This window comes from Bartonella sp. AP11XZML (assembly GCF_042196445.1).
Lineage (GTDB): Bacteria > Pseudomonadota > Alphaproteobacteria > Rhizobiales > Rhizobiaceae > Bartonella.
The window spans coordinates 1-23,023 of record NZ_JBHIQF010000072.1; the positions used below are offsets into that span (position 1 = coordinate 1).

Consider the following 23,023-nt stretch of genomic DNA (forward strand, 5'->3'; position numbering starts at 1 on the left):
GGCAGATACGTTATATATCTTAAAGGATGGCAAGCAAACCACTGTCGGCTTGGAAAACCATGCAGATGATTTTGTTGGTGTAGTATTTGGTGGAAATCCCGCTACTTTTTACCAGAGACCCTTTGGTAGTAACGCAGTTAAAGAGGCAAAGAAAGTACTATTTAGTTATCCCAGCCCTCATGTTTGTTATGCAAATGCGGATCGAGCATGTAGACATGATTATGGTTCATCTCACCGTATACAAATTGATTCAATTAATTCATGGAGCAAAAAATGAAACAAACCTTAAAATTATTAAGTGCGATAACTCTATTGAGTATAGCTGGGTGCCAGTTTACTAAAACTCCCACATCTTCTATAGGGGCATGGGAGAAGCCAGGAGCAGATTTTACAGAGGTAGCAAAAGCATTATTAGAATGTGGTATGCCAACTCCTTATGATAAGGATCCAGAAAGCAGAAAGCTCAGCTACAATGCAAATGCAACCATTGATGCTTGCATGCTTCAAGCGGGATTTCGCTATAAATATGATGTGGGGGGAGGCTGGTGTGGAAATCATAAAGCCGAAAACTTGCCCATTTGTCGTCCAGGTGCTATCATATCACAGCGCAGTGTCAAGAAGCGCTTAAACAGCCCTTATTGTAAAAAATATAAAAATGCACCTGAATGCAAACCTTAAGTCTTTCTTGTGATGATCAACAATCCGCCATCCTTGCCTTCGCTTGGAATGGCGGGATTATTTCCTCAACCAATCATCTCAATATTGTTCACCGTTGTTTTAATGAAGCGATGACAGAAAATATCAACAGGCTTATGAGCTTTTTATCGTAAATAAATCCATTAAAAGAGGGGAATAATGAAGAAAATCTTAAAACTGTTGAGTTGTATAGCTCTGTTAAGTATCACTGGATGTGTTAACTCAATTCCCTCACTTTCTCCAGCATTATGGAGAAATAAAATACTTTTAGAATGTGGAGTACCGGACCTTAATAAGGTTGTGGCGCTAGATTTAAATCAATTCGCCAGTATTGAAATGTGTATGGCGCAATCAGGTTTTCGTCCTAGCTTTACAATACAAGATTGGTGTGAAAATCATAAATCAGACAACCTTCCCATTTGTCGTCCAGGTGCTGTCATGCCTCAGCGAAGTGTTGAGAGACGCTTAAATAGCCCTTATTGTAAAAAGCATTCAGAACAACTTGAATGCAAACCTTAGGTCTTGCTTCAGCAGAGAAAGCCTTGTCCGTCCTTACGAAAATTTCGCTTGTAACGTGCAAGCAAGTGATTTTAATTAATACAACATGGAACAGATTTTAAATGATAGAATCCTACAGAATTAGTTTTTTCATTCAACATGAAAACAATAAGTTATCTTTATAAATCAATGTGATGTAGCAGGATGAAGATGTTTATGCAAAGAATCTAAAAGTTTTTTTGCGAGTGTTTGAATAATTTCTTTGTTTTTCTGAATTTTAGATACAAAATACTATTGCTAAAGTACTAAAAGTAGATCATGCTGGTAAATAGATGAAACTTTGATGGCGCTTGGTTTTAAAAAAGGCAATATTTGATTTCACTGTTTGCGCTGGTATTGATTTTGCAATAACAGATAATAGTTTATTGTATGCAAAATACTGTTATTTAGATTTTGGTAAAAGAAATTTATAAAGAATATTATCATTAACAGTTATGCGAAACTTTAATGAAAATGAATCCAACTTTAATACACATAATTTTAGTGTGATTTAATTTACAAATTCTTATTGAATGCAAAATTAAAAGTTTAAGAAGCCTTATTTGCAAAAATTCTTTATTTTTTTGTGAGTGTGTCATTTTTGCTACAGATATTTCAGAAAAGATGCTCTATATGAATTTCATTTTGGATATTTGGAGAGATTTTATGAATACAAAACGTTTAATAACAGCGTCTATTTTTTCTTTAATTTCAGCGTCTACAGCACTAGCTGCTGATGTTATGATTCCTCATCAGCCAGCATCATCGACTGCTTCTACCATTATTGCACCTACTTTTTCATGGACAGGTCTTTATTTAGGTGTCCAAGCGGGTGGTTTTTCGAGCAAAGCTGATATGGCTCTTGTTGGTCAAGAAAAGAGTTTACCACTGGATAAAGAGTTCTCTCCTAAACTTTCAGGTTTTGCAGGTGGTTTTTATGCAGGTTCTAATATTGATCTCGGTGACAACTTTATTTTTGGCATCGATACGGATTTAATGGTATCTGGAAAAAAACACACAAAGACAATTACCATAGGTGCAGCTGATAACGCTACAGTAGAAAATGCAGTCGTAAGATCCCGCAGATCCGCAAGCCTACAAACACCTCAAGCACCACAAGCAGCAACATCAGAAGAAACACAAAGAATTGCCTCAGGAACTGCAGGTGCAGGAGCTACAACAGGAGGGACTCTAACAGCAGTATCCGCTTCAGAAAAATCTGCTGGAACGCGATCCAGTCAAGCACCAGCTAAACCAGTAACTGCAATTCAACCGTCACGAGCAGGAGCAGCACAATCAAATCAAGCAGCAACAACTGGAAATTCTAGCAATGTTAATGCAACACAAACAGTGGCTGTGGAGGTAAAAAATCCAGGAGTTTCAACAATATCATCACAAACACCAGCTGCATCGCCAGTAGCACAATCAGCCTCCTCTAGACAGACGGTTAGATTAGTGCAATTGCCATCGTCTTCATTGGGAAGATCAAATACAGGAGGGACATCGGTAGGTGTGGTAAGTCGATCACAGCCAGTTGCATCTAAATCTTCCTCCCCCGACGCAGGGGGTAGAACACCAGAGCGGTCAGCATTGCTCTCATTGACAAGATCAGCTATAGGAGGTCAGTTATCAGGGGGAAGGGCAAGTGAAGGAACAGTGTCTGAAAAACCAGTTGCTATAAAAACCGCGTCTTCTATCTCATCAACAGTATCAGGCGCAAGTCAGCCAGCAGTAAAAGCACCTACACCGGTACAATCTGTATCACAACCATCAGCAGTAGAAAGAACAGTACCGAGTTCATCACTTGTACTCGCGAGATCAGGATCATCCAATGGTTCAGAAACAAAAGTTTCTAATGGAACAAGCGGAGCCCAACAGGCAGGTCATCATAGTTCTTCCCATGGTAGTGGAAATGCTAATGCACATGGTGCACCTTATGCAGGTGGGCATAGCTCTGGTGCTCATCCGAATGGTACTAATCCACATGCTTCTCGTTCTCATGGTGGACAGAATATGTCTGGACACGGTGCACAAAGTACACAAGCGGTGGATAAGAACGCTTCCAGTGTATATGGTATAGAACAAATAAAAAAGATGGCTTCTGAACTTGGTCTTGATCAAGAGGATGCAGTTGAAACTTTAAGTCATACTTTCAAGCAAAATTGGGGTGGTGCTACACGGGTACGTATTGGTTTTGCTGCTGATCGCTTTATGCCTTATCTTGCTGGTGGTATTGCTTATGGACAATTCCAAGACACTGTATCAATATCCGTTAAGGATGAGGATGGAAGAGTCGTTTCTTCTAAGAACTTAGCTGATGAAACAAAAACTATGATTGGTTACACACTTGGTGGTGGCGTTGATTTCTCGCTTCTAGATAATGTGATTGTACGTGCAGAATATCGTTACTCTGATTTTGGTAAAAAGAAATTTGCAAAGGAAAAACTTCAAGTTAACTACAAAACCAATGATTTCCGTGTTGGTGTAGCTTATAAATTCTAATTTTTTAAAGAGTAAATTTCTAAGAGGCTCCACTGTCAGTGGAGCCTCTATTTTTTTTAAGATCACTTTTTGGTTTCTTTTCTTGTGAATTTTATGATAAAGCCCATAGATTGTGATGATATATTTTCCTGATCGCTGCTTAATACGAATGATAAGCTCGGCTTTCCCTATAGATAAAAACCAGAGTTGCAGGGTTCAGGGAAGTTATGCAAAAATGAAATCGTAAAAGTGGACAGGGATATTTCACAATGGCTGTGAAAAATGAAACAATAGATTATTCAAAAACTCTTTATCTCCCACAGACAAATTTTCCTATGCGTGCAGGGCTTCCGCAAAAAGAGCTTGAATTGATGGCGCGTTGGGAAAATATGGGGCTTTATACGCAATTGCGTCAACAAGCAAAAGATCGTCCATTTTATATTCTTCATGATGGTCCGCCTTATGCAAATGGTCATATTCATATCGGGCATGCTTTAAATAAAGTTCTAAAGGATGTGGTTGTTCGTTCATTCCAAATGCGCGGTTTTAATGCAAATTATGTACCTGGTTGGGATTGCCATGGGCTTCCAATTGAATGGAAAATTGAAGAAAAATATCGAGCACAAGGAAAAAATAAGGATGAGGTACCTCTTAACGAGTTTCGTCAAGAATGCCGTGAATTTGCACAGCATTGGGTAACCATTCAAAGTGAAGAATTTAAACGCCTTGGTGTCGTGGGAGATTTTAACACGCCTTATACTACAATGGCTTTTCATGCAGAAGCACGCATTGCCAGTGAATTGATAAAATTTGCTATGTCAGATCAGATTTATCGTGGTTCCAAGCCGGTGATGTGGTCTGTTGTGGAGCGTACGGCTTTGGCAGAGGCTGAGATTGAATATCATGATCATGAATCAGAGGTGCTTTGGGTTAAGTTTCCTGTTTTTGAAGCAAATTCTGATGATTTATATGGTGCTCATGTCGTCATTTGGACAACAACACCGTGGACGATTCCAAGCAATCGTGCAGTGAGTTATTCTTCGCAAATTTCTTATAGTATTTACGAAGTTGAAAGTGCTGAAAATGATTTTGGTCCTCAAGTGGGAGAAAAGCTTCTCTTTGCAGACGCTTTAGCGATGAGTTGTGGAGAAAAAGCCAAACTTGTTTTGAAGCATTTGCGTGTTATTTCTTCTGAAGAGTTGAAAGCTCTTGTTCTTTCTCATCCACTCAAAGGTTTAGCTGGAGGGTATAATTATAAAATTCCATTGCTTGATGGTTCGCACGTAACAGAGAGTGCTGGTACAGGTTTTGTCCATACAGCACCAAGCCATGGGCGTGAGGACTTTGAAATTTGGAATGATTATAAGTCCTTACTGGAGCAAGCGGGGATTGATTCATCTATACCGTTTCCTGTTGATGATGCAGGGTTCTATACGAAAGATGTTCTAGGTTTAGGACCAGATCGTGAAGGAGGACCTGCTCGTGTTATTGATGATAATGGAAAAATGGGTGATGCCAATAAAGAGGTCATTAATGCTTTAATTAAAGCAGATCGATTGTTTGCACGGGGGCGTTTAAAGCATTCCTATCCCCATAGTTGGCGTTCAAAAAAACCCGTTATTTTTCGCAATACACCGCAATGGTTTATTTCAATGGATAAAGATTTTGGGGATGGTTCAACTTTACGTAGTCGGGCTTTGGAAGCTGTTTCAAAAACGCGTTTTGTGCCATCTTCTGGACAAAACCGCCTAGCTTCTATGATAGAAGATCGTCCTGATTGGGTTCTTTCTCGTCAGCGTTCTTGGGGTGTTCCTATTTGTATTTTTGCAAATGAGGATGGTGTTATTCTAAAAGATAAAGGTGTGAACGAGCGTATTTTACGGGCTTTTGAAGCAGAAGGGGCAGATGCATGGTTTGCTGAAGGAGCACGTGAACGTTTTTTAGGTGAGCGTGCACATGAGCCTTGGGTACAGGTTTATGATATTTTGGATGTTTGGTTTGATTCTGGAGCAAGCCATAGCTTTGTGTTAGAAGATCGGGCTGATTTGAAATGGCCTGCTGATGTTTATTTTGAAGGTTCAGATCAACATCGCGGATGGTTCCAATCTTCTCTTTTGGAAAGCTGTGGTACGCGTGCTTGTTCTCCCTATAAGTCCGTGATCACACACGGTTTTACTTTGGATGAGAATGGTAAGAAAATGTCTAAATCTTTAGGCAATACGGTTGTTCCGCAAGAGATCATTAAAACATCTGGAGCTGATATTTTTCGTCTCTGGGTTATGACAACCGATTATTGGGAAGATCAGCGTTTAGGCAAAAAAATACTTCAAACAAATGTGGATTCATATCGTAAACTACGCAATGCAATTCGTTGGATGCTAGGAACTTTAGCACATGATGATGGAGAAGAAATATCTTATGGTGCACTGCCGGATCTTGAAAAATTTATATTGCATAGGCTTTTTGAACTTGATCAGTTGATTCATCGCGCTTACGATGAATTTGATTTTAAAAAGATTATGCGTGCATTATTGGATTTTTCAATCATTGAGTTATCGGCATTTTATTTTGATATCCGCAAGGATTCTCTTTATTGTGATGCGCCTTCATCAAAAAAACGCAAGGCCTCCTTGCAGGTTGTCCGTGAGATTTTTGAGCGTATGGTAACATGGCTTGCTCCAATGTTGCCTTTTACTATGGAAGAAGCTTGGTTAGAGCGTTATCCAGAAAGCCAATCAGTGCATTTGGAACAATTTCGCTCTGTACCAGGAGAATGGCAAAACCAATCTTTGGCTGAGCGTTGGAAAAAAATTCGGCAGGTTCGTAAAGTTGTGACAGGTGCTTTAGAACTCGAACGCGCTGATAAGCGTATTGGATCTTCTTTGGAAGCTGCGCCTGTTGTTTTTATTTCCAATCTGGTTTTACGAGAGGCATTAGAAAATGTGGATATGGCGGAGATCTGTATTACCAGTGCACTCACAATTACGCAGGACACAATACCTTCTGATGCTTTTACTTTGAATGATGTTGAAGGTGTTGGTGTATATCCAGAGAAGGCATTAGGAAAAAAATGTGCTCGATCATGGCGTTATACACAAGATGTTGGAAGTGATCCAGCTTATCCGGATGTATCTGCTCGTGATGCAGCTGCTTTGCGGGAATTGCAGATTCTTGGCAAGATTTAAAGTTTTAGATCAAAGGAAAGAAATGCAAGTAAATTTCTCATATTGATGAATATAGTTTTTTGTGGTACGAAAAAAATTCCGTTGTTTTATCTGCAGGGGGGGAAATTTGTGTATGGACCGTTCTCTCATAAATAACGGGAATATTAATCAGCCATACACCTAGGAAATGGAATAGGCAGTGAGAAAACGTGAAATAAAAATATTTCCAATAGGAATTTTAGGGATGTGCTTTGTTTTAACGGGATGCAATTTATCCGCTCCTACCTATGGTACCAATAAACCAGTTTCAATACAGTTTTTTGAAGATGTTGCTAATATCACTTCATTAACACCAACAAATAACAGCAGCCAGATTGTTATGAAACCTCATCCAAAACTTGTAATACCAAGCCCTAGTTCACGCAGATTTTTGCCGGTACCACAACAAGATAGATCTGTCAATGAAATGGCAGCATCGAAGAAGCATCAAGGAAATACTCCTTTTCCTCACAAAGGATCGTCAGTTAATGGCGTTGGTTCAGAAAATCCTTCACAGTTGAATGCGAAGCAACGACAGGAATATTTACGTCGTCAGAGAGCACAAGTTGGAAGTTCAAAATACCGTCGCTATCTCACTGAACCACCTTTAAGTTATCGCCAACCGGCAAAAACCGCACCTATTGGTCGATAGGGAAAAGACAAAACATTTAAAGTAAAGTATTTTTCCAATTACTTATGATACCAAGCTCTCATTCGCGCGCAGTTATAATGCTGCTGTAGGAGGGGGGTATTCTCATGAAATAGCAATATGACAACAGCATCGAGAGATTCCTTATGCGTTTCCTTAACACGAAACATTTCTCAAGCTCATTTTACAACATTGCTCATGTGGATAGTATAACGTAAAATCTATTGTGCTCCAATACTTTATGCTTAGGAAGGAGAAAGTGGATACCATCATTTTATTTTACAGACTCCAATGTTGCGATAATTCTTGCATTTGAGAGCTTTCATAAGAGACATTTTTAGTCTTTTCTAAAACGTTCTTTATCCAGACGATAATTCCGCTTATGATGTGCAAGAAAGTGATTTTTACTGTTTCAATGTAATTTGAAATGAGAGTATATCTACGATATTTTGGACTTTATATTTTATATACAAAATAATGAATTATTCTTTTGAATGAATGTATCATCTAATAGAAACAATATGCAGAATTAAAAGAGAGAAAAAATGCTTCGAAATAGCTTTTGCTATATATATATATACATGTCAGAAGAATTAACAGTCTTTTTTGAGAAGTAGGATAGTTTTAAAGAGTGAAAGTTATGGAAGAAGATTTATTTTTAGTATCGCTTTTGTACAAAAAAGTCTTTAAGTAATTGAGCTGCTTCTTTTTCTTTGAAACCAGAATAAATCTCAGGTTTGTGATGGCAGGTTGGTTGCTGATAAAAACGTGGGCCATTTTCTATAGCACCTCCTTTGGGATCATTTGTTGCATAATAGAGACGTCGTATGCGTGCAAATGAAATGGCAGCGGCACACATAGCACAAGGTTCAAGTGTTACATAAAGATCGCAATCAGGAAGCCTTTCGTTTTGCAATGTTTCGCAAGCCATACGGATTGCGCGTATTTCTGCGTGTCCTGTAGGGTCATATGCAGATTTTATAAAGTTACCAGCGCGTGCAATGATAGCTTTTCCACGTGTAATGACAGCACCTACGGGAACTTCATCTTTTTTTGCAGCCTCTTGCGCTTCTAAAAGGGCTATTTCCATGGGCGTCAAAGTCATAATATTCTTTCTACTGAAGGTATAGAAAATCTAAAGGTTATCTCGATAAGGAATGCTATGGAATGAATAATTTATTACGCTTTTATAATGAAAAGAATACCTCTATTTTTTTAAGAGTTTAAAACAAACTTGCAAGTCGACAGATACATTATTGTCGTTAAAGGATAGAAAATGATAAATGATTATGCTACTTCCTTTTTCAGGATAAGCGGTATGGTGCATGTGAATAATTTTCTGAACATACTTGCAAAGATTGGTTTGAAACGCAAATGAATGAAAATAATGAGAGTGAACGAATTGCTAAAAGGTTAGCGCGTGCTGGTATTGCTTCGCGTCGAGATGCAGAAATGATGATTGTTGCAGGTCGTATTTCTGTGAATGGTAAAGTCGTGACAACGCCTGCTTTTAATGTTAGCCGCTCTGATGTTATTAAAGTTGATGGCAAACCTTTACCTCCTATAGAACGAACGCGTTTATGGCTTTACCATAAGCCAGCAGGTCTTGTCACCACGAACCGTGATCCTGAAGGCAGACCCACAGTATTTAGTAATTTACCAAAAGGAATGCCGCGTGTTCTTTCTGTTGGAAGGCTTGACATTAACACGGAAGGGCTTTTGCTTTTAACCAATGATGGTGGCTTAGCGCGTGTATTAGAGCTTCCTGTAACGGGGTGGGTCCGCAAATATCGTGTCCGTGCTCATGGAAGAGTCAAGCAGAGCGCGTTGGATAACCTTAAAAATGGTATTGCGATTAATGGTATTTTTTATGGTTCGATTGAAGCATCAATTGAACGCGAACAAGGGTCGAATGTATGGCTTTCTGTCGCTTTGCGAGAAGGAAAAAATCGTGAAATAAAGAATGTTTTAGGGGCATTGGGATTATCAGTTAATCGATTAATACGTGTATCTTATGGTTCATTTCATCTCTCTGATTTAGAAGAAGGAGCTGTGCAAGAGTTAAAAGGGCGGATGTTACGAGATCAGTTGGGGGAGCGTTTGATTATGCAAGCCAATGCAGATTTTGATGCTCCTATTCTTAAGCCATTTTCAAATTCTGCAGTTGTTGCAGAAAAGCAAAGCCAGAAAGATCTTTCTATTGCAAATGATGGTTGGGTTTTCTCAAGTGAAAGGGCAATACGACGCCGACCAAGAGATGGTTCTGTTGAACATAGTCGCGCACGATTAAGTACAAAGTCTCATGAGAATGTAAAGAAGGAGAAAAGTGAAGAAGGAAAAGCAGAGCGTTTTCTACCGCGTTCTCGCCGTGCTAATGTTTGGATGGCTCCTGGTGCACGTCCGCAAAGTGCACGTAGAAAGCCTTCTTATAGTGAGGAGAAATCGCATGGTCATAAGAGCGATTTGGATGGTAGAAAATCATTTCATCGAAGCAAGGAAAAACTAAAAGAAAATCCGTCATACAAAGAGAAGAGGGAAAGTTTTGTTCAAAAACATGGCAAAATATCTTATGAAGAGACGCATCCCTTTGGTAAGAAAGATCGCTTTTTAAAGGATAAAGAGAAAATGATAAAAGGTGGTCATGATGAGCATTCTTTTGAGAGAAAGAAAAAGGTAAAATCGTTTGGTGGTGCTATGAAAAAATCTAAACCACATAGGGACGGTGCAAAAACTTCGAAGCGATTTGGAGGTCCACGTGCGGATCATAGGCGGTAAATTTGCTGGGCGTATTTTGTTTTCGCCTGTTAATCAGTCGATTCGCCCAACGAGTGATCGTACACGTGAAAGCCTTTTTAATATTCTTTCTAGCCGTGAAGAACAATTTTGGACCAATAAACGCATTCTTGATCTTTTTGCTGGGACTGGTGCTTTAGGCATCGAAGCACTTTCACGTGGAGCAAAGGCTGCTGTTTTTGTTGAAAACTCGGTTGCGGGGCGTGGGGTAATTCAAAAAAATATCGAAGCCTTTGAATTACAGTCAATAGGGCGGATTTTGCGTCGAGATGCAACCAAACTTGGTAATATTGGAACAATGCTTCCATTCGATGTTATCTGCGCTGATCCTCCCTATAGCCGTTGTTTAGGTGAATGCGCTTTTGTAGAAGCTTTGCGAGGAGGGTGGGCAAAAGCTGATACACTTTTCATACTTGAAGAAAAGAAAGATACAATGATTGATTTACCTGACGTCTTTTATCTAGATGATGAGCGTTTTTATGGTGAAACAGCAATACGTCTCTATACATTACGATCGCTTACATCTTGAGAAAGTTTTTGTGTTTATCTGATAGGATGAAAAAATGCTTTTACACAGTTTTCTTCGTTTTATATGTTTTTTTAAAGGTTAAGCAGAAAATCAATAAAAGATTCTAATGTTAAAGGAATTGATGAATTTTTATTAGCTTTACTACAGAAGGATTTTTTTCTCCAATAGGATATATATCCTCGATAATATTTATGATCTTTTTTGTCTAATTTCTTTCTGCTATACCTTAATCATCACATTTCATCAACAGTTGAAAGCTTTAAGCTATGCAGTCTGCATTGATATCTTATATGATGCGTAACTTCTATTTTTGCTATTGTCTAAACTTAAAAAAGATATTTTGTTTAGTATTGAAAATATTGTTCATTTATCCTGAATACTTGTGTGTTTATTTTAGTAATATCGCTTGTTGAGTTAGTCATTACATATTAAGTAAATCTGAGAGTATTAAGTATCTTATCGTGGTGCAGCTTTAAGGATACTTTTTTATATTATTCTTTATCACTAAAGATAAGTAATTTGTAAAAAAGGGGAGATTATCGTGTTTAAATGGATATATAGTGAAGAGATTAGCACAGAAGCAAGAGCTGAGCAAATTTGGGCTATATGGGAAGATGTGGCATCATGGCCTTGCTGGGATAGTGAACTTGAGTGGGTAGAACTTTCTGGTCCTTTCAAAGAAGGCGCTATAGGACGCATGAAACCTAAAAAGGGACCTACAGTAACTTTTACACTTGATAAAGTTATAAAAAATGTTTGTTTTTCTGATTATGCTAAACTTCCTTTTACACGTATGAGTTTTAATCATGAATATATTTGTTCAACAAAATCGGGTTCTTCAAATAACAAAATTCGTCATACTGTAATTATGTCTGGCTTACTTGCTCCTTTCTTTGGAGTGATTATTGGGTCAAAAATTAAGTTACATCTTCGCGATGCAATGATTGAAATGAGCAGACGTGCTCTTACTGAAAACAAAAGCATCTTGTAAGGGGGTGCATTTATAAAGAAGTTAATACCTTAAAAAAGGTGCAGAACTCTTAGCCTTGTTAGAATGAAATCAGTTATGAGTATATAGCAAATTGATGAGCTATGATTTGGTTTTAGTTAGCTGTTGAAATCGTGTCAAAGCATCTTACGGGATTAATTTTGCGCTAAAAATCTTATGATATTCATTGAATTTTTTTATATATAAAAGCTTATAAGATTTCATTGAAAATGAGAAAGGTTCAGAAGTTCATTACTTCTCTTATGATGTAGGTCCATATCGTCATAATATTTGCCTGTTTCTAATGTTGCAATATTTTTTGCATTTAAAATCTTCATAAGAGGCATTTTGATTTCTTCTTAAAGAGTTTTCATTCATAGGCCCCTTACTTATGATTTGCTCGCAAATAGTTGTGATTGACTCAACATGAATAGGTTCGAAACAGAGAGAATTTTATGATATTAGGCTTTTTTATACAAATTACAAAACAATAAATTATAAGTATAAATCAAACTGTTAATTTTATTGAAAGATTACAAGATAATTTCTTGATTACTTTTAAATATAAAAAATGAGTTCTTTATGATATTACGTCCATTAGGATAAAGAAGTTTATGACTGCTCATTTTGTTGAAACCATAATGGAAGGAAATATTTTTTACTCTGTTTAAGTTTTGTTTCATTTACAAGAGTGCCGTCTCATTATGAGAGAGTTTATAGAAGCAAAGAAGTGTATACAAATATAAGGCATTTTCTTTATTCTTGCTTGGAAATTAAAGAATGCTATAGGAAAGAGATGAGGTAAGTTTTTTACTACCCAGAGGAAGGAAGACCTGTGATTTAGATCATTTTATGCTTTTCGAATTTTGGAGGATTTTGGCTTAAATTCAGGTGTTATAGCTAAGACGTTTGTTAATTGCCAATTGTTCTGTTGATTTGATTGTCAGTGGAGATTTGGCTCCTAAAATGATAAGGGCCCATGAGAAATCTTGAAACTAAAGAGATTTTACGGCATATACGGCATATTACGTTTTTTCATAAAGAAGCTAAAAGGGAAATGATTTAATGCATTAAAAGAAAAAGAATGCATGAATGTGCGTAATCTTATGAATCAATACACAAGAGTTATATTCTGATTTGTATAAATTTGTCAGAATGCTTATCAATGTAAATAATAAAATATTTTAGGGAGTCTATAATGACTGACAAAAACCAGATTGAGAAAGCTGTTTCGCTGGTTGAAGCAGCAAAGCGTTCTGGGGCAGATGCTGCTGATGCTGTTATTGTTCATGCTCATTCTACCAGTGTATCAGTTCGTTTTGGGAAAGTCGAATCGACAGAAGCAGCAGAGAGCAATGATTTTACTCTAAGGGTTTTTGTTGGAAAAAAAGTAGCAAGTGTTTCTGCTAATTTAGGATCTTATCCGCAAGAACTTGCGGAACGTGCTGTTGCGATGGCTAAAGCTTCTCCCGATAGTTTATTTGAAGGTTTGGCAGATAAAGAGTGTTTGGTTAAGTATCCTAAAGATCTTGATCTTTTTGATGATTTTGTACCCAGCAGTCATTTTTTAACAGAAGATGCTTTAAAAACGGAGGCAGCAGCTCTTGATGTTAAAGGTGTAAGCAATTCTGGTGGCGCTGCAACAGCTTATGGCCGTAGTGGGTTTATTCTTGTGACCAGCGATGGTTTTTGTGGAGCCTATCGCTCAAGTTGTTTTTCACGTTCTTGTAGTGCTCTTGCAGGTGAAGGAACACAGATGGAGCGGGATTATGATTATACAACAGCCTTACATTTTTCTGATTTAGAGGCAGCAGAAACTGTGGGAAAGAATGCAGGGCTTGGTGCTGTTCGACGTTTGGGTGCAGTTCGTGCTGCGACTGGGAGCGTTGATGTTATTTTTAATCCGCGTACGGCTCGTGGAATTGCAGGGCATATCGCATCTATGGTCAATGGAGCCTCTGTGGCTCGAAAAACGAGTCTTTTACAGAATTTCCTAGGCAAGGAAGTGATGAAGCCTAATGTTAATGTAACCGATCAACCTTTGCGATTACGTGGAAATGCTTCTCACCCTTTTGATGGAGAAGGGGTAGAGGGGCAAACACTCAATATTATTGAAAATGGTATTTTAAAAAATTGGCTTCTTTCATCATCTACAGCACGTGAATTGGGACTTAAAACAAATGGACACGGTATGCGTTCGGCATCATTAGTGCAGCCGACCAGTACAAATTTTGCTATTGAACCGGGTTTAGTATCGCCTTGCGATATGATAAAAGATTTGCGAAATGGATTTTATGTGACCGAATTATTCGGTCATGGCATTGATTTTATTACTGGTCAGTATAGTCGTGGGGCTTCCGGTTTTTGGATTGAAAATGGTGAAATTGCTTATCCGGTAAGTGAAGTAACGCTAGGTTCTGATTTGCTTCATATGTTAGCACATTTAACACCTGCCAATGATATTGATCGGCGTTATAGTACAGCTGCTCCAACATTGTTAATTGAAGGGATGACACTTGCAGGAAAATAACACGCATCATTCTTCTGATTTAAATCTTTTGCGTGACGTTTGTCGAGAGGCAGGAGATTTAGCAATGCGGTATTTTGGATGCACGTTGGATGTCTGGATTAAAGAAGGTAATTCCCCGGTTAGTGAAGCAGATTTTGCTATTGATCATTTCTTGAAAGAGAGGCTTCTTGGAGCTCGTCCAAATTATGGATGGATTTCAGAAGAAACAAAAGATAATCGAGAAAAACAAGATTATTATGAGCGCTCTTTTGTTGTTGATCCTATTGATGGAACGCGTGGTTTTCTTTCTGGCAATCCTTATTGGTGTATTTCGGTTGCCATTATTGAGAATGGGCGTCCTATTGTGGGCGTTCTACAATGTCCGGCTCAAGGAGATGTTTATACAGCTGTAACAGGTGGAGGGGCAACATTAAATGGGATAAAACTTCCTCGTTTAGCCTTTGAGGTTCATCGAAAATATAAAATTTCACTTGATAAATCGCTCGCACAAAAATTACCAGATGATTTTCTCAATCAAGTCAGTCTTTACCATTATCTTCCTTCTCTTGCTTATCGTATTGTTCTTGTTGCTCAAGATGAAATTGATATCGTATTAGTTCGTCCAAATTGTCATGAATGGGATATTGCCGCTGCTGATCTTATTTTGCAGGAGTGTGGAGGGTGTTTTTTATCGCTTGATGCCCCTTTACTATCTTATGGAATTGAACCTTACCAGTATGGACTTTTAATTGCTGGTAAAAATAATTGCTGTCAAGATATGATAGATGTTGTTCGTCAAACAAAGTTAGTTTAATCACGTAAAAGCGCGCTAAGATAATCTAAATGATATGGAGGCACATATGACTGAAACCAAAGAAAAAAAACAATATTTACATCTTGTATTTGGTGGGGAATTAAAAAATCTTAACAGTAATCAATTTAAGAATCCTGATGAGTTAGATGTGGTTGGTATTTTCTCAGATTATCAATCCGCTCAAGAAGCATGGCAGGCAAAAGCACAAAGCAGTGTAGATAATGCATTACAACGTTATTACATTGTAGATTTGCATCAGTTTCTTGATGCTGAGTTAGGCGATGCAGAATAAAGCTTGAATATTTGGTCATTATAACCTGTAGATTGCTTCATGCTTTTGTTTAGTCGTCCTTTTCATAGGTACGTTCTTCGGGTAAAATAGAATGCCGTAAAAAAGAATATGCTTGTTGTTTAAAATTCATATGTTTTTTTAAGAAACATCTCCCAAAGCACCCAAGCCCATTTCATAATAGCGTCCGTGCAAGGTATAAAATCCATTATTGCACCACCATCTTTACGCTTAATAAAAATGCAAGACAGTTTCTATCAACCTATTTACAACAGCAATATTATCATGACAGCTATCACTCGAAGTTTATGATTATATTGTGAATAGTCACTCTGCTTTTGAATGGGGTATGAGACACTAATGCGTTAAGATTAATAAAAAGAGTAGCATTATTAATGATAGCAATTACTACTCTGTTGAGATTATTAGCACTCGTTACTTATCTATTGGAATTTTTTAAACGAGTTATTACTATAAGCTTAGAAACCATGAAAGTCGTTAGAAACTTTACCAAAATTAGAAACTTAGAGAAACTGAATAGATTTATGAAGTTAACTTACCTCATAAGGATTTCTTGAGTACTCATTTAAAACTACAATCTATAAGTTAATCATTTTGTGTTGATTATATACAATCTTAAAAGGAATAATATATCATTGCGACCTCCTGAAAAGAGAGGATTTAAAATTTTGAAAACTCTTATTTAAATTGCTTTAAGACTTTTAAGAAATTCTCTATTAAACAAGATTAGATTTTTCTGGATTACCTTTAAGAGATTATATCACAATTTAAAATGAGAACTCTATACTATTCAAAAGTTTTTTAAGGTTAGTTTGACATATTCATTTTATTGAAATGAAATAATAGAGATTGAGCTTTCTTTTAAACACATTTTATTTGTTGTACTTATATTCGGTTGTAATGTCTATATGGGTTATTTTTTGAAAAATTGACAATACCTAACATATGTAAAAATAAGCTTTTTCTCTAAAATACCAACGTGCAAAATTCAAAGTCTCATTAAAATCATAAGAAGTATTTATTCAGTGAGTTGAAAAAATTGATACAATCTATGTCATAGGTTTATCATTTATATTTTAAAAATTATAATCGACTGAAATGTAGTTTTGTTATTTTTGAATAAGATTTTTTATAGGGTGCAGAATGAAGTGATAAAATCGATATAAGTTACAAAATTTAATTAAAAGAGATTTAAATAATGTGTATATGTATTGAATTTTCTCATGGATTAAGCTTTTTTTATTTAAGATATGGATGATATTAAAAAATATGGATGCAACCAATAGTGTTGATGAATTTTTTAACAAAATAAGTATATAGATATCTTAAAATAGCTGGATGAGGTGATTTTAAATGGTAGAATTAAAGGCACATACGGCTCTTTTAAGCTATCGAATGATTGGTTTTTGCTTATGTCTTGTTATTCCTTTTTATTTGTTCTTTCGTGCTATTCGAGGAAAAGAAGAGTGGTGTCGCAAAAAAGAGCGTTTAGGTAAAAGTTCTCATATACGCCCCCAAGGTTCGTTAGTTTGGTTGCATGCAGCAAGTGTTGGAGAAACACTTGCACTTGTTCCACTTATAAATTATATTTTATCATTGAAAATCAATGTATTAATGACAACTGGGACGGTGACATCTTCTACTCTTGTGAAAAAATATTTTGGTAATAGGTTGATTCATCAATATGCTCCTTTGGATTTAGATTTTGCAGTGCGCCGTTTTATTCGTCATTGGAAGCCTGATCTCGTCTTAATTTGTGAATCAGAAATTTGGCCTCTTCGTATTAAAGAACTTGCAAAAATGCGTATTCCGCAGATTTTGGTTAATGCCCATATGTCTGAACGTTCTTTTAAAGCTTGGCAAAAACGACGTGTTCTTGCCAAACATATTTTTAAGGATATTGATTTGGCGATTGGTCAAAATGAAAGAGATGTAGCTTATTACCATACACTTGGCGTAAAATCTGTTACGTTTTCTGGTAATCTCAAGGCTGATGTTTTTCTGGTTGAAAATCAAGAATTGCTTGCACGTTATCGTAATGCTATCGGCAATCGCCCGGTTTGGGCAGCTGTTTCAACGCATGAAGGGGAAGAGGAGATTGCTTTTGAGGTCCATAAAATTGTTAAAAATTATTTGCCAGATTTATTAACAATTATTGTGCCTCGTCATCCTGAACGTTCAGAAGATCTTATCAGAAAATGCGATAATAAGGGGTTAAGTTTTATTCGTAGGAGTAGAGATACTGTTCCAAACATGAATACCGATATTTTATGGGGAGATACCATTGGAGAAATGGGACTTTTTCTTCGCTTATCGAAAGTTTCTTTCGTTGGTAAATCGTTATGTGGAAATGGTGGACACAATCCATTGGAATTGGCTTTGCTTGGTTCCGCTATTTTGACAGGGCCCCATGTTTCAAATTTTCAAGAGATGTTCAAACAATTTCTAACGCATGATGCAGCATATATGGTTCAAGATACAAAACAGCTTGCTATTCAGGTGTATAAGCTTTTAACAAATGAAACATTGCGGCAAGAAATGGTTGATAAGGCTCATGAAGTGGCGACAGGTATGGCAGGTGCATTTGAGCGCACATTAAAGATTTTAGATCCATTTTTACAACCCCTTGTAATACAAACAGGTTTACGTCAGCGTCAGGGTAGATATGCATATTAGCGCCCCTCGTTTTTGGTGGAAAAATAAAAGCTTTTTGCGTTTTGTGTTAGCTCCAGTTTCATGGGGGTATGGTTATTTTTCAAGTCGTTTTATGACAAGACAGCCTCCCGTGATTGATCTGCCAGTTTTGTGTATTGGAAATTTTACATGTGGTGGTGCGGGTAAAACGCCGGTTGTTATTGCTTTTACAAAAGTGGCTAAAGAACTTGGTTTCGTACCTGGTATTATATCTCGTGGTTATGGTGGATCAGTTAAAGGGGTACATCTTGTAAATGAAAAATATGATACTCCATATAGTGTTGGAGATGAGGCACTTTTACTTGCACGGCATGCTTTTGTAGCTGTATCACCTAATCGTTATGCAGCGGCACAACGGCTTAAACAAGAGGGATGTAATCTTATTTTAATGGATGACGGATTTCAAAGTCGCCGTCTTTATATGGATTATGCGTTACTCGTTGTTGATGCGATGCGCGGTTTTGGTAATGGAGCTGTCTTTCCAGCAGGACCTTTGCGCGTACCATTAAAAACGCAGTTTTCTTTTATGGATAGTGTTTTATTGATTGGTCACTCCGATGCGCCTGATAATGTCGCTTTTCTTGTTTCGCGTACTGGAAAGCCTTTATATCGTGCTCATCTTAAAGCCAGTGCCTCTGATGAGGTTTCAGGAAAATCATTTTTGGCATTTGCTGGTATTGGCAATCCAGATAAATTTTTTAAATCTATTAAAGAATTATCTGGTCATGTGGTGCAAACTTACATATATCCAGACCACTATTTTTTCACAGATAAAAATTTAAAAAGCCTTATACAAAAGGCTAAAATGCACAATTTATGGCTCGCAACAACAGCTAAAGATTATATCCGTATACAGACAATTCACATGCAAAAAGATTTGAAAAATCTTATTATCTTTGATGTGAATGTCGATTTTGTTAAAAAAGACTTCTGCCGTATGGTCCTTGAAGAGGTCATGACCCGCTTTAGAAAACGTTCCCTTGAATTTTCTTGTCTAAAAGGCAAAGGCTAAATTTATAGCTTTCGAGCGGTTATTTTTCTTTTGTTTTTAACAATTGCTTGAGATATGGGTTGCACTCAAGTTCGCGCTGATAGGAGATTTCACAACTAGCATATGCTTCTTGGCGGTGATGATTCCAATATTTTAAATCATCTATAGGGATTTTTTGCCCGCTAACAGCACAAATGGTATAGGTACCATATTCTATAATGTCATATCCATTATTAGAATAATGAATTTTTGCTTCGCGTTCACCATTGGGAAACATTATAATTCCTTTTTACTTGATACAAGAGATTCAAGAAAAGTGCCATAAAATATATTATAAAGTCGAGAGTTAATTTTAAAATATTTTTCTTGTAAAAATGATGAAGGGCTTATTTTCTGCCAAAAAGCCGTTCTATATCTGCCAGTTTGAGTTCAATATAAGTAGGGCGTCCATGATTACATGTACTTGTATTAGGTATTGCCTCCATTTGTCGTAATAGTGTGTTCATTTCTTCGGGGCGTAAAAGGCGCCCTGACCGTATTGAGCCGTGACAGGCCATCGTTGCTGCAACATAATCAAGCATTGCTTTTAAATTATTTGTTGTATCATACTCAGCAGCCTCATCTGCGAGATCTTTAATAAGGGCTTGGACATTGATCTCTCCTAACATGGAAGGTGTTTCACGCACAACAATTGCTCCTGGTCCAAATGGTTCTATTCCTAATCCAAATTTTTGCAAAGCATCTTTATGCGTTAAAAGGCATGTTGCATCTTCTTCAGAGAGTTCTACAATTTCAGGAATAAGTAATAACTGTGAAGGAAGTGGTTTGGAATAAAGTGCATTTTTGAGTGCTTCATAAACCAATCGTTCGTGAGCTGCATGCTGATCGACAATGATCAAACTATCTTGTGTTTGGGCGATAATATAGTTTTTATGGATTTGTGCTCTGGCCGCTCCTAATGGATAAGATAACTCTTTTGATGAAGATGTCGTGCTTGGAATGTATGCATCCCCACTTGGTGTATTTAAGCCCTCCATAATAGGAGCGGCATCTTCTTTTAAATCAAAAGAGTGAGTACTATCCAATGGTTTTTGGACCATTGAAGCACTGGTAAAATGATGAGGTTGTGAACTGTAAGAAGAGAACTGGTGCGTGTTCTTAAAACTGCCTAATGGTTGTTGTGCCAATGATTGTTGTGTTTGAAATGCAGCAAGCATTGCTTCAGAACGGGTTGAAGTAGGACGAATACCAGATTGCTGCAATGCTTCACGAATAGCTCCAACAATCAAACCACGAATTAATCCTGGATCACGGAATCGTACATCAGCTTTGGCTGGGTGAACATTAACATCTACCTCAGCAGGTGGGAGGTCAATAAAAAGAATAGCGACAGGATAACGATCTCGTGTCATAACATCAGCATAAGCGCCTCGGATAGCGCCCCATAGAAATTTATCACGCACGGGACGTCCATTAACATAAGCAAATTGATGAAGGCTGTTATTTCGGTTGAAAGATGGCAAACAGGCAAAACCTGTTAAGCGCACCGCTTCGCGTTCAGCATTCAGCGCAATGCTATTAGGGGCGAATTCTTTTCCCATAATCTGCGTAATACGTTGTAATTGTCCTTGAATATTATTTTCTGTAGCAGACAATTCCATAGATGTTCTGTCTAGTCCTGAAAGAGAAAAGCGGATATGTGGAAATGCGATAGCAATTCGCTTAATCATATCGCTAATAGCATTTGTTTCAGCCCGATCAGTTTTCATAAATTTTAATCGTGCTGGCGTGACAAAGAAAAGATCACGAACTTCAACAATTGTTCCAAGATTCGCAGCAGCTGGTTTGGGTCCTACAATTTTTCCTGCAGTAACGGAAATTTCAGCAGCGCTCTCAGCATCTTTTGTTCGTGAAATGAGTTTAAGTTTAGCAACAGAACCAATAGAGGGGAGGGCTTCTCCTCTAAATCCAAGGAAGCAGATATTGTGTACGTCATCGGTAATCTTTGAGGTACAATGGCGAGAAACTGCTAAAGTTAATTGATCTGCAGGAATTCCATAACCATTATCACTCACCTTTATAAAATTTTTTCCACCATTTGCTGTAATAATTTCAATGCGTGTTGCACCAGCATCAATAGCGTTTTCAACAAGTTCTTTGACAACATTTGCTGGTCGTTCAATAACTTCACCGGCGGCGATTTGATTAATAATATTTTCGCTAAGATGGCGTATAATCATAATAAATTCTAACAGGAATTTTAAGGGTTCTATAGAAAATTATGATAACATCATTTGCGAGACATTCAAGAATAAGAGAACATGAGAGGTATTATTTTTACAATACCTCCTATTTTATTTTATGTTAACAAGTCGGTTGGAAAAAACATAAAAATAGTTTTTATCACTTTAAAATAGCTTGCACCAGTTTATCATCTAGGTCAAAAAAGAAACAATGTAAAAAGGGAAGGCAATATATATGGCGCGTATAAGCGGTATTTTAGCGGATAGTGATATACAAGCTTTGATCGAGAATAACTTTCTCAAGGCTCAGTATCCATTTGATAGATCTCAAATACAACCAGCAAGTCTTGATCTTCGTTTAGGGGAGAAAGCTTATCGTATACGTGCTTCTTTTATGCCGGGACCTGATACAAAAGTTTTGGATAAGCTTGAACGGTTAAAGTTGCATGAGTTTGATTTACGAGGTGGAGCCGTTTTGGAAACGGGGTGTGTTTATATTGTTCCTCTTTTAGAAAGTTTAGCTTTACCAGAATTCTTATCTGCTGTTGCCAATCCCAAAAGTTCTACAGGACGATTAGATATTTTTACACGTGTCATTACGGATAATGCTCAGGAGTTTGATAAAATTTGTGCTGGTTATCATGGTCCACTTTATTTGGAAATTAGTCCACGCACATTTCCAATTTTGGTGCATACAGGCTCACATTTATCACAGCTTCGGTTTAGAAAAGGCCAAAGTTATTTAAATGAAATAGAGTTGCATACTTTGCAAAGGCAAGAAACACTGATATCGGATGATTTTCCTAATATTAGTGTTGGTGGTATTGGTCTTTCCATTAATTTAAAGGGAGACGAAAACGGGCTTATAGGTTATCGTGGTAAACATCATACAAGTGTTATTGATATTGATAAACGTGCCGTTGCCCACGTTTTAGATTTTTGGGAACCTCTTTTTGATCGTGGTCAAAGGGAGTTGGTTCTTGATCCTGATGAATTTTACATTTTAGTTTCACGAGAGTCTGTTCATGTGCCTCCGCTTTATGCCGCAGAAATGACACCTTTTGATCCTTTAGTTGGCGAGTTTAGGGTGCATTATGCAGGCTTTTTTGATCCAGGATTTGGGCATAAGGAAGCGGGTGGAAAAGGAGCAAGAGCGGTTTTAGAAGTGCGGAGCCATGAAGTTCCTTTTATCTTAGAGCATGGTCAAATTATTGGCCGTTTGGTCTATGAGCATATGCTTAATCGACCATCAACCCTTTATGGACATGATGTTGGATCACATTATCAAGCACAGGGTTTAAAGTTGTCCAAGCATTTTAAATGAGTTGGGAACCACGAATTTTGATAACATGTATGCAGAAAGCGTATTTTAGATAAAAGAAAATTTTGTGCTTCGCAAAACTGGCGTCATGCATTCTATTTTTAATTTCCAAGGTTATCTCATCTCTTGCATTTGAGAGGGTATGAGAGGCATTTTTACTTCTTTTTTCAAGAGGTTCTATCTATACGAACTCCATTTATGATGTGCAAAAGAATAGTTTTGATTATTTCATCATGACAAAATTTACAATGAAAGAATTTTACTA

The 23,023-nt window shown here is 37.2% G+C and carries 18 protein-coding genes and 1 pseudogene; 16 read left to right on the forward strand and 3 right to left on the reverse strand.

The features are described from left to right. From ACFIMG_RS06825 to ACFIMG_RS06855, 7 genes and pseudogenes are all read left to right on the forward strand, one after another. Positions 1-277: pseudogene (locus ACFIMG_RS06825) on the forward strand (hypothetical protein); the annotation flags it as partial. Beyond that, the gene (locus ACFIMG_RS06830) at positions 274-678 is read left to right on the forward strand and encodes a hypothetical protein (protein WP_375678653.1); all 405 of its coding nucleotides are present in this window, start codon (positions 274-276) and stop codon (positions 676-678) included. The pseudogene ACFIMG_RS06825 and the gene ACFIMG_RS06830, both read left to right, overlap by 4 nt. After that, the gene (locus ACFIMG_RS06835; RefSeq protein ID WP_375613522.1) at positions 666-830 is read left to right on the forward strand and encodes a hypothetical protein; all 165 of its coding nucleotides are present in this window, start codon (positions 666-668) and stop codon (positions 828-830) included. The genes ACFIMG_RS06830 and ACFIMG_RS06835 overlap by 13 nt, the downstream gene beginning before the upstream one ends. Before the next feature lie 25 nt (positions 831-855). Beyond that, positions 856-1,215 (forward strand): hypothetical protein, encoded by a 360-nt coding sequence (locus ACFIMG_RS06840; protein WP_375608402.1) that lies wholly within the window; start codon positions 856-858, stop codon positions 1,213-1,215. A 684-nt stretch (positions 1,216-1,899) separates the two neighbouring features. Continuing rightward, positions 1,900-3,735 carry an outer membrane beta-barrel protein gene (locus tag ACFIMG_RS06845; protein ID WP_375678654.1) on the forward strand — a complete coding sequence of 612 codons (1,836 nt, stop codon included), beginning with the start codon at positions 1,900-1,902 and terminating at the stop codon, positions 3,733-3,735. A gap of 248 nt (positions 3,736-3,983) precedes the next feature. Further along, a complete protein-coding gene (gene ileS / locus ACFIMG_RS06850) occupies positions 3,984-6,899 on the forward strand; it encodes an isoleucine--tRNA ligase (RefSeq protein WP_375678655.1) in 2,916 nt (971 codons plus the stop codon). A gap of 178 nt (positions 6,900-7,077) precedes the next feature. Continuing rightward, positions 7,078-7,569, forward strand: a complete 492-nt coding sequence (locus ACFIMG_RS06855; RefSeq protein ID WP_375612104.1) for a hypothetical protein — start codon at positions 7,078-7,080, stop codon at positions 7,567-7,569. A 655-nt stretch (positions 7,570-8,224) separates the two neighbouring features. Here the strand turns inward: ACFIMG_RS06855 and ACFIMG_RS06860 are convergent. Further along, the gene (locus tag ACFIMG_RS06860; protein WP_273790416.1) at positions 8,225-8,671 is read right to left on the reverse strand and encodes a nucleoside deaminase; all 447 of its coding nucleotides are present in this window, start codon (positions 8,669-8,671) and stop codon (positions 8,225-8,227) included. 269 nt (positions 8,672-8,940) lie between these two features. On the opposite strand from ACFIMG_RS06860, the gene ACFIMG_RS06865 reads away from it, so the two are divergent. From ACFIMG_RS06865 to lpxK, 8 genes are all read left to right on the forward strand, one after another. Continuing rightward, complete coding sequence (locus ACFIMG_RS06865; RefSeq protein WP_375678656.1) at positions 8,941-10,341, forward strand: pseudouridine synthase; 1,401 nt, start codon at positions 8,941-8,943, stop codon at positions 10,339-10,341. Next, complete coding sequence (rsmD, locus tag ACFIMG_RS06870; protein ID WP_375678657.1) at positions 10,322-10,888, forward strand: 16S rRNA (guanine(966)-N(2))-methyltransferase RsmD; 567 nt, start codon at positions 10,322-10,324, stop codon at positions 10,886-10,888. The genes ACFIMG_RS06865 and rsmD overlap by 20 nt, the downstream gene beginning before the upstream one ends. A 541-nt stretch (positions 10,889-11,429) precedes the next feature. Next, the gene (locus tag ACFIMG_RS06875) at positions 11,430-11,879 is read left to right on the forward strand and encodes a hypothetical protein (protein WP_375678658.1); all 450 of its coding nucleotides are present in this window, start codon (positions 11,430-11,432) and stop codon (positions 11,877-11,879) included. A gap of 1,195 nt (positions 11,880-13,074) precedes the next feature. Beyond that, a complete protein-coding gene (locus tag ACFIMG_RS06880; protein ID WP_375612375.1) occupies positions 13,075-14,406 on the forward strand; it encodes a TldD/PmbA family protein in 1,332 nt (443 codons plus the stop codon). Continuing rightward, positions 14,393-15,199, forward strand: coding sequence for a 3'(2'),5'-bisphosphate nucleotidase CysQ (locus ACFIMG_RS06885; protein ID WP_375618599.1), 807 nt, complete (start codon positions 14,393-14,395; stop codon positions 15,197-15,199). Before ACFIMG_RS06880 ends, ACFIMG_RS06885 begins: the two co-directional genes overlap by 14 nt. A gap of 46 nt (positions 15,200-15,245) precedes the next feature. Then, the gene (locus ACFIMG_RS06890) at positions 15,246-15,491 is read left to right on the forward strand and encodes a DUF4170 domain-containing protein (RefSeq protein ID WP_375612377.1); all 246 of its coding nucleotides are present in this window, start codon (positions 15,246-15,248) and stop codon (positions 15,489-15,491) included. Between the two features lie 1,371 nt (positions 15,492-16,862). After that, the gene (waaA, locus tag ACFIMG_RS06895; RefSeq protein WP_375678659.1) at positions 16,863-18,185 is read left to right on the forward strand and encodes a lipid IV(A) 3-deoxy-D-manno-octulosonic acid transferase; all 1,323 of its coding nucleotides are present in this window, start codon (positions 16,863-16,865) and stop codon (positions 18,183-18,185) included. Beyond that, positions 18,175-19,215: a tetraacyldisaccharide 4'-kinase gene (gene lpxK / locus ACFIMG_RS06900; protein ID WP_375678660.1), complete on the forward strand. Its 1,041-nt coding sequence runs from the start codon at positions 18,175-18,177 to the stop codon at positions 19,213-19,215. The genes waaA and lpxK overlap by 11 nt, the downstream gene beginning before the upstream one ends. Positions 19,216-19,234: 19 nt before the next feature. Here the strand turns inward: lpxK and ACFIMG_RS06905 are convergent, their stop codons facing one another. Both ACFIMG_RS06905 and mutL read right to left on the reverse strand, forming a co-directional pair. Next, the gene (locus tag ACFIMG_RS06905) at positions 19,235-19,471 is read right to left on the reverse strand and encodes a DUF2093 domain-containing protein (protein WP_375608064.1); all 237 of its coding nucleotides are present in this window, start codon (positions 19,469-19,471) and stop codon (positions 19,235-19,237) included. A gap of 109 nt (positions 19,472-19,580) precedes the next feature. Then, positions 19,581-21,434, reverse strand: coding sequence for a DNA mismatch repair endonuclease MutL (gene mutL / locus ACFIMG_RS06910; protein WP_375678661.1), 1,854 nt, complete (start codon positions 21,432-21,434; stop codon positions 19,581-19,583). A 238-nt stretch (positions 21,435-21,672) separates the two neighbouring features. Here mutL and ACFIMG_RS06915 point away from each other — a divergent pair, with 238 nt between their 5' ends. Then, positions 21,673-22,761 carry a 2'-deoxycytidine 5'-triphosphate deaminase gene (locus ACFIMG_RS06915; RefSeq protein WP_375678662.1) on the forward strand — a complete coding sequence of 363 codons (1,089 nt, stop codon included), beginning with the start codon at positions 21,673-21,675 and terminating at the stop codon, positions 22,759-22,761. The last annotated feature ends 262 nt before the right edge of the window (positions 22,762-23,023 follow it).

Excerpts from the sequence above, each read along its gene's own strand:
- ACFIMG_RS06830 (WP_375678653.1), top strand. The coding sequence starts at position 274 with ATGAAACAAACCTTAAAATTATTAAGTGCGATAACTCTATTGAGTATA.
- ACFIMG_RS06835 (WP_375613522.1), top strand. The coding sequence starts at position 666 with ATGCAAACCTTAAGTCTTTCTTGTGATGATCAACAATCCGCCATCCTT.
- ACFIMG_RS06840 (WP_375608402.1), top strand. The coding sequence starts at position 856 with ATGAAGAAAATCTTAAAACTGTTGAGTTGTATAGCTCTGTTAAGTATC.
- ACFIMG_RS06845 (WP_375678654.1), top strand. The coding sequence starts at position 1,900 with ATGAATACAAAACGTTTAATAACAGCGTCTATTTTTTCTTTAATTTCA.
- ileS (WP_375678655.1), top strand. The coding sequence starts at position 3,984 with ATGGCTGTGAAAAATGAAACAATAGATTATTCAAAAACTCTTTATCTC.
- ACFIMG_RS06860 (WP_273790416.1), bottom strand. The coding sequence starts at position 8,671 with ATGACTTTGACGCCCATGGAAATAGCCCTTTTAGAAGCGCAAGAGGCT.
- ACFIMG_RS06865 (WP_375678656.1), top strand. The coding sequence starts at position 8,941 with ATGAATGAAAATAATGAGAGTGAACGAATTGCTAAAAGGTTAGCGCGT.
- ACFIMG_RS06880 (WP_375612375.1), top strand. The coding sequence starts at position 13,075 with ATGACTGACAAAAACCAGATTGAGAAAGCTGTTTCGCTGGTTGAAGCA.
- ACFIMG_RS06890 (WP_375612377.1), top strand. The coding sequence starts at position 15,246 with ATGACTGAAACCAAAGAAAAAAAACAATATTTACATCTTGTATTTGGT.
- waaA (WP_375678659.1), top strand. The coding sequence starts at position 16,863 with ATGGTAGAATTAAAGGCACATACGGCTCTTTTAAGCTATCGAATGATT.
- lpxK (WP_375678660.1), top strand. The coding sequence starts at position 18,175 with ATGCATATTAGCGCCCCTCGTTTTTGGTGGAAAAATAAAAGCTTTTTG.
- ACFIMG_RS06905 (WP_375608064.1), bottom strand. The coding sequence starts at position 19,471 with ATGTTTCCCAATGGTGAACGCGAAGCAAAAATTCATTATTCTAATAAT.
- mutL (WP_375678661.1), bottom strand. The coding sequence starts at position 21,434 with ATGATTATACGCCATCTTAGCGAAAATATTATTAATCAAATCGCCGCC.
- ACFIMG_RS06915 (WP_375678662.1), top strand. The coding sequence starts at position 21,673 with ATGGCGCGTATAAGCGGTATTTTAGCGGATAGTGATATACAAGCTTTG.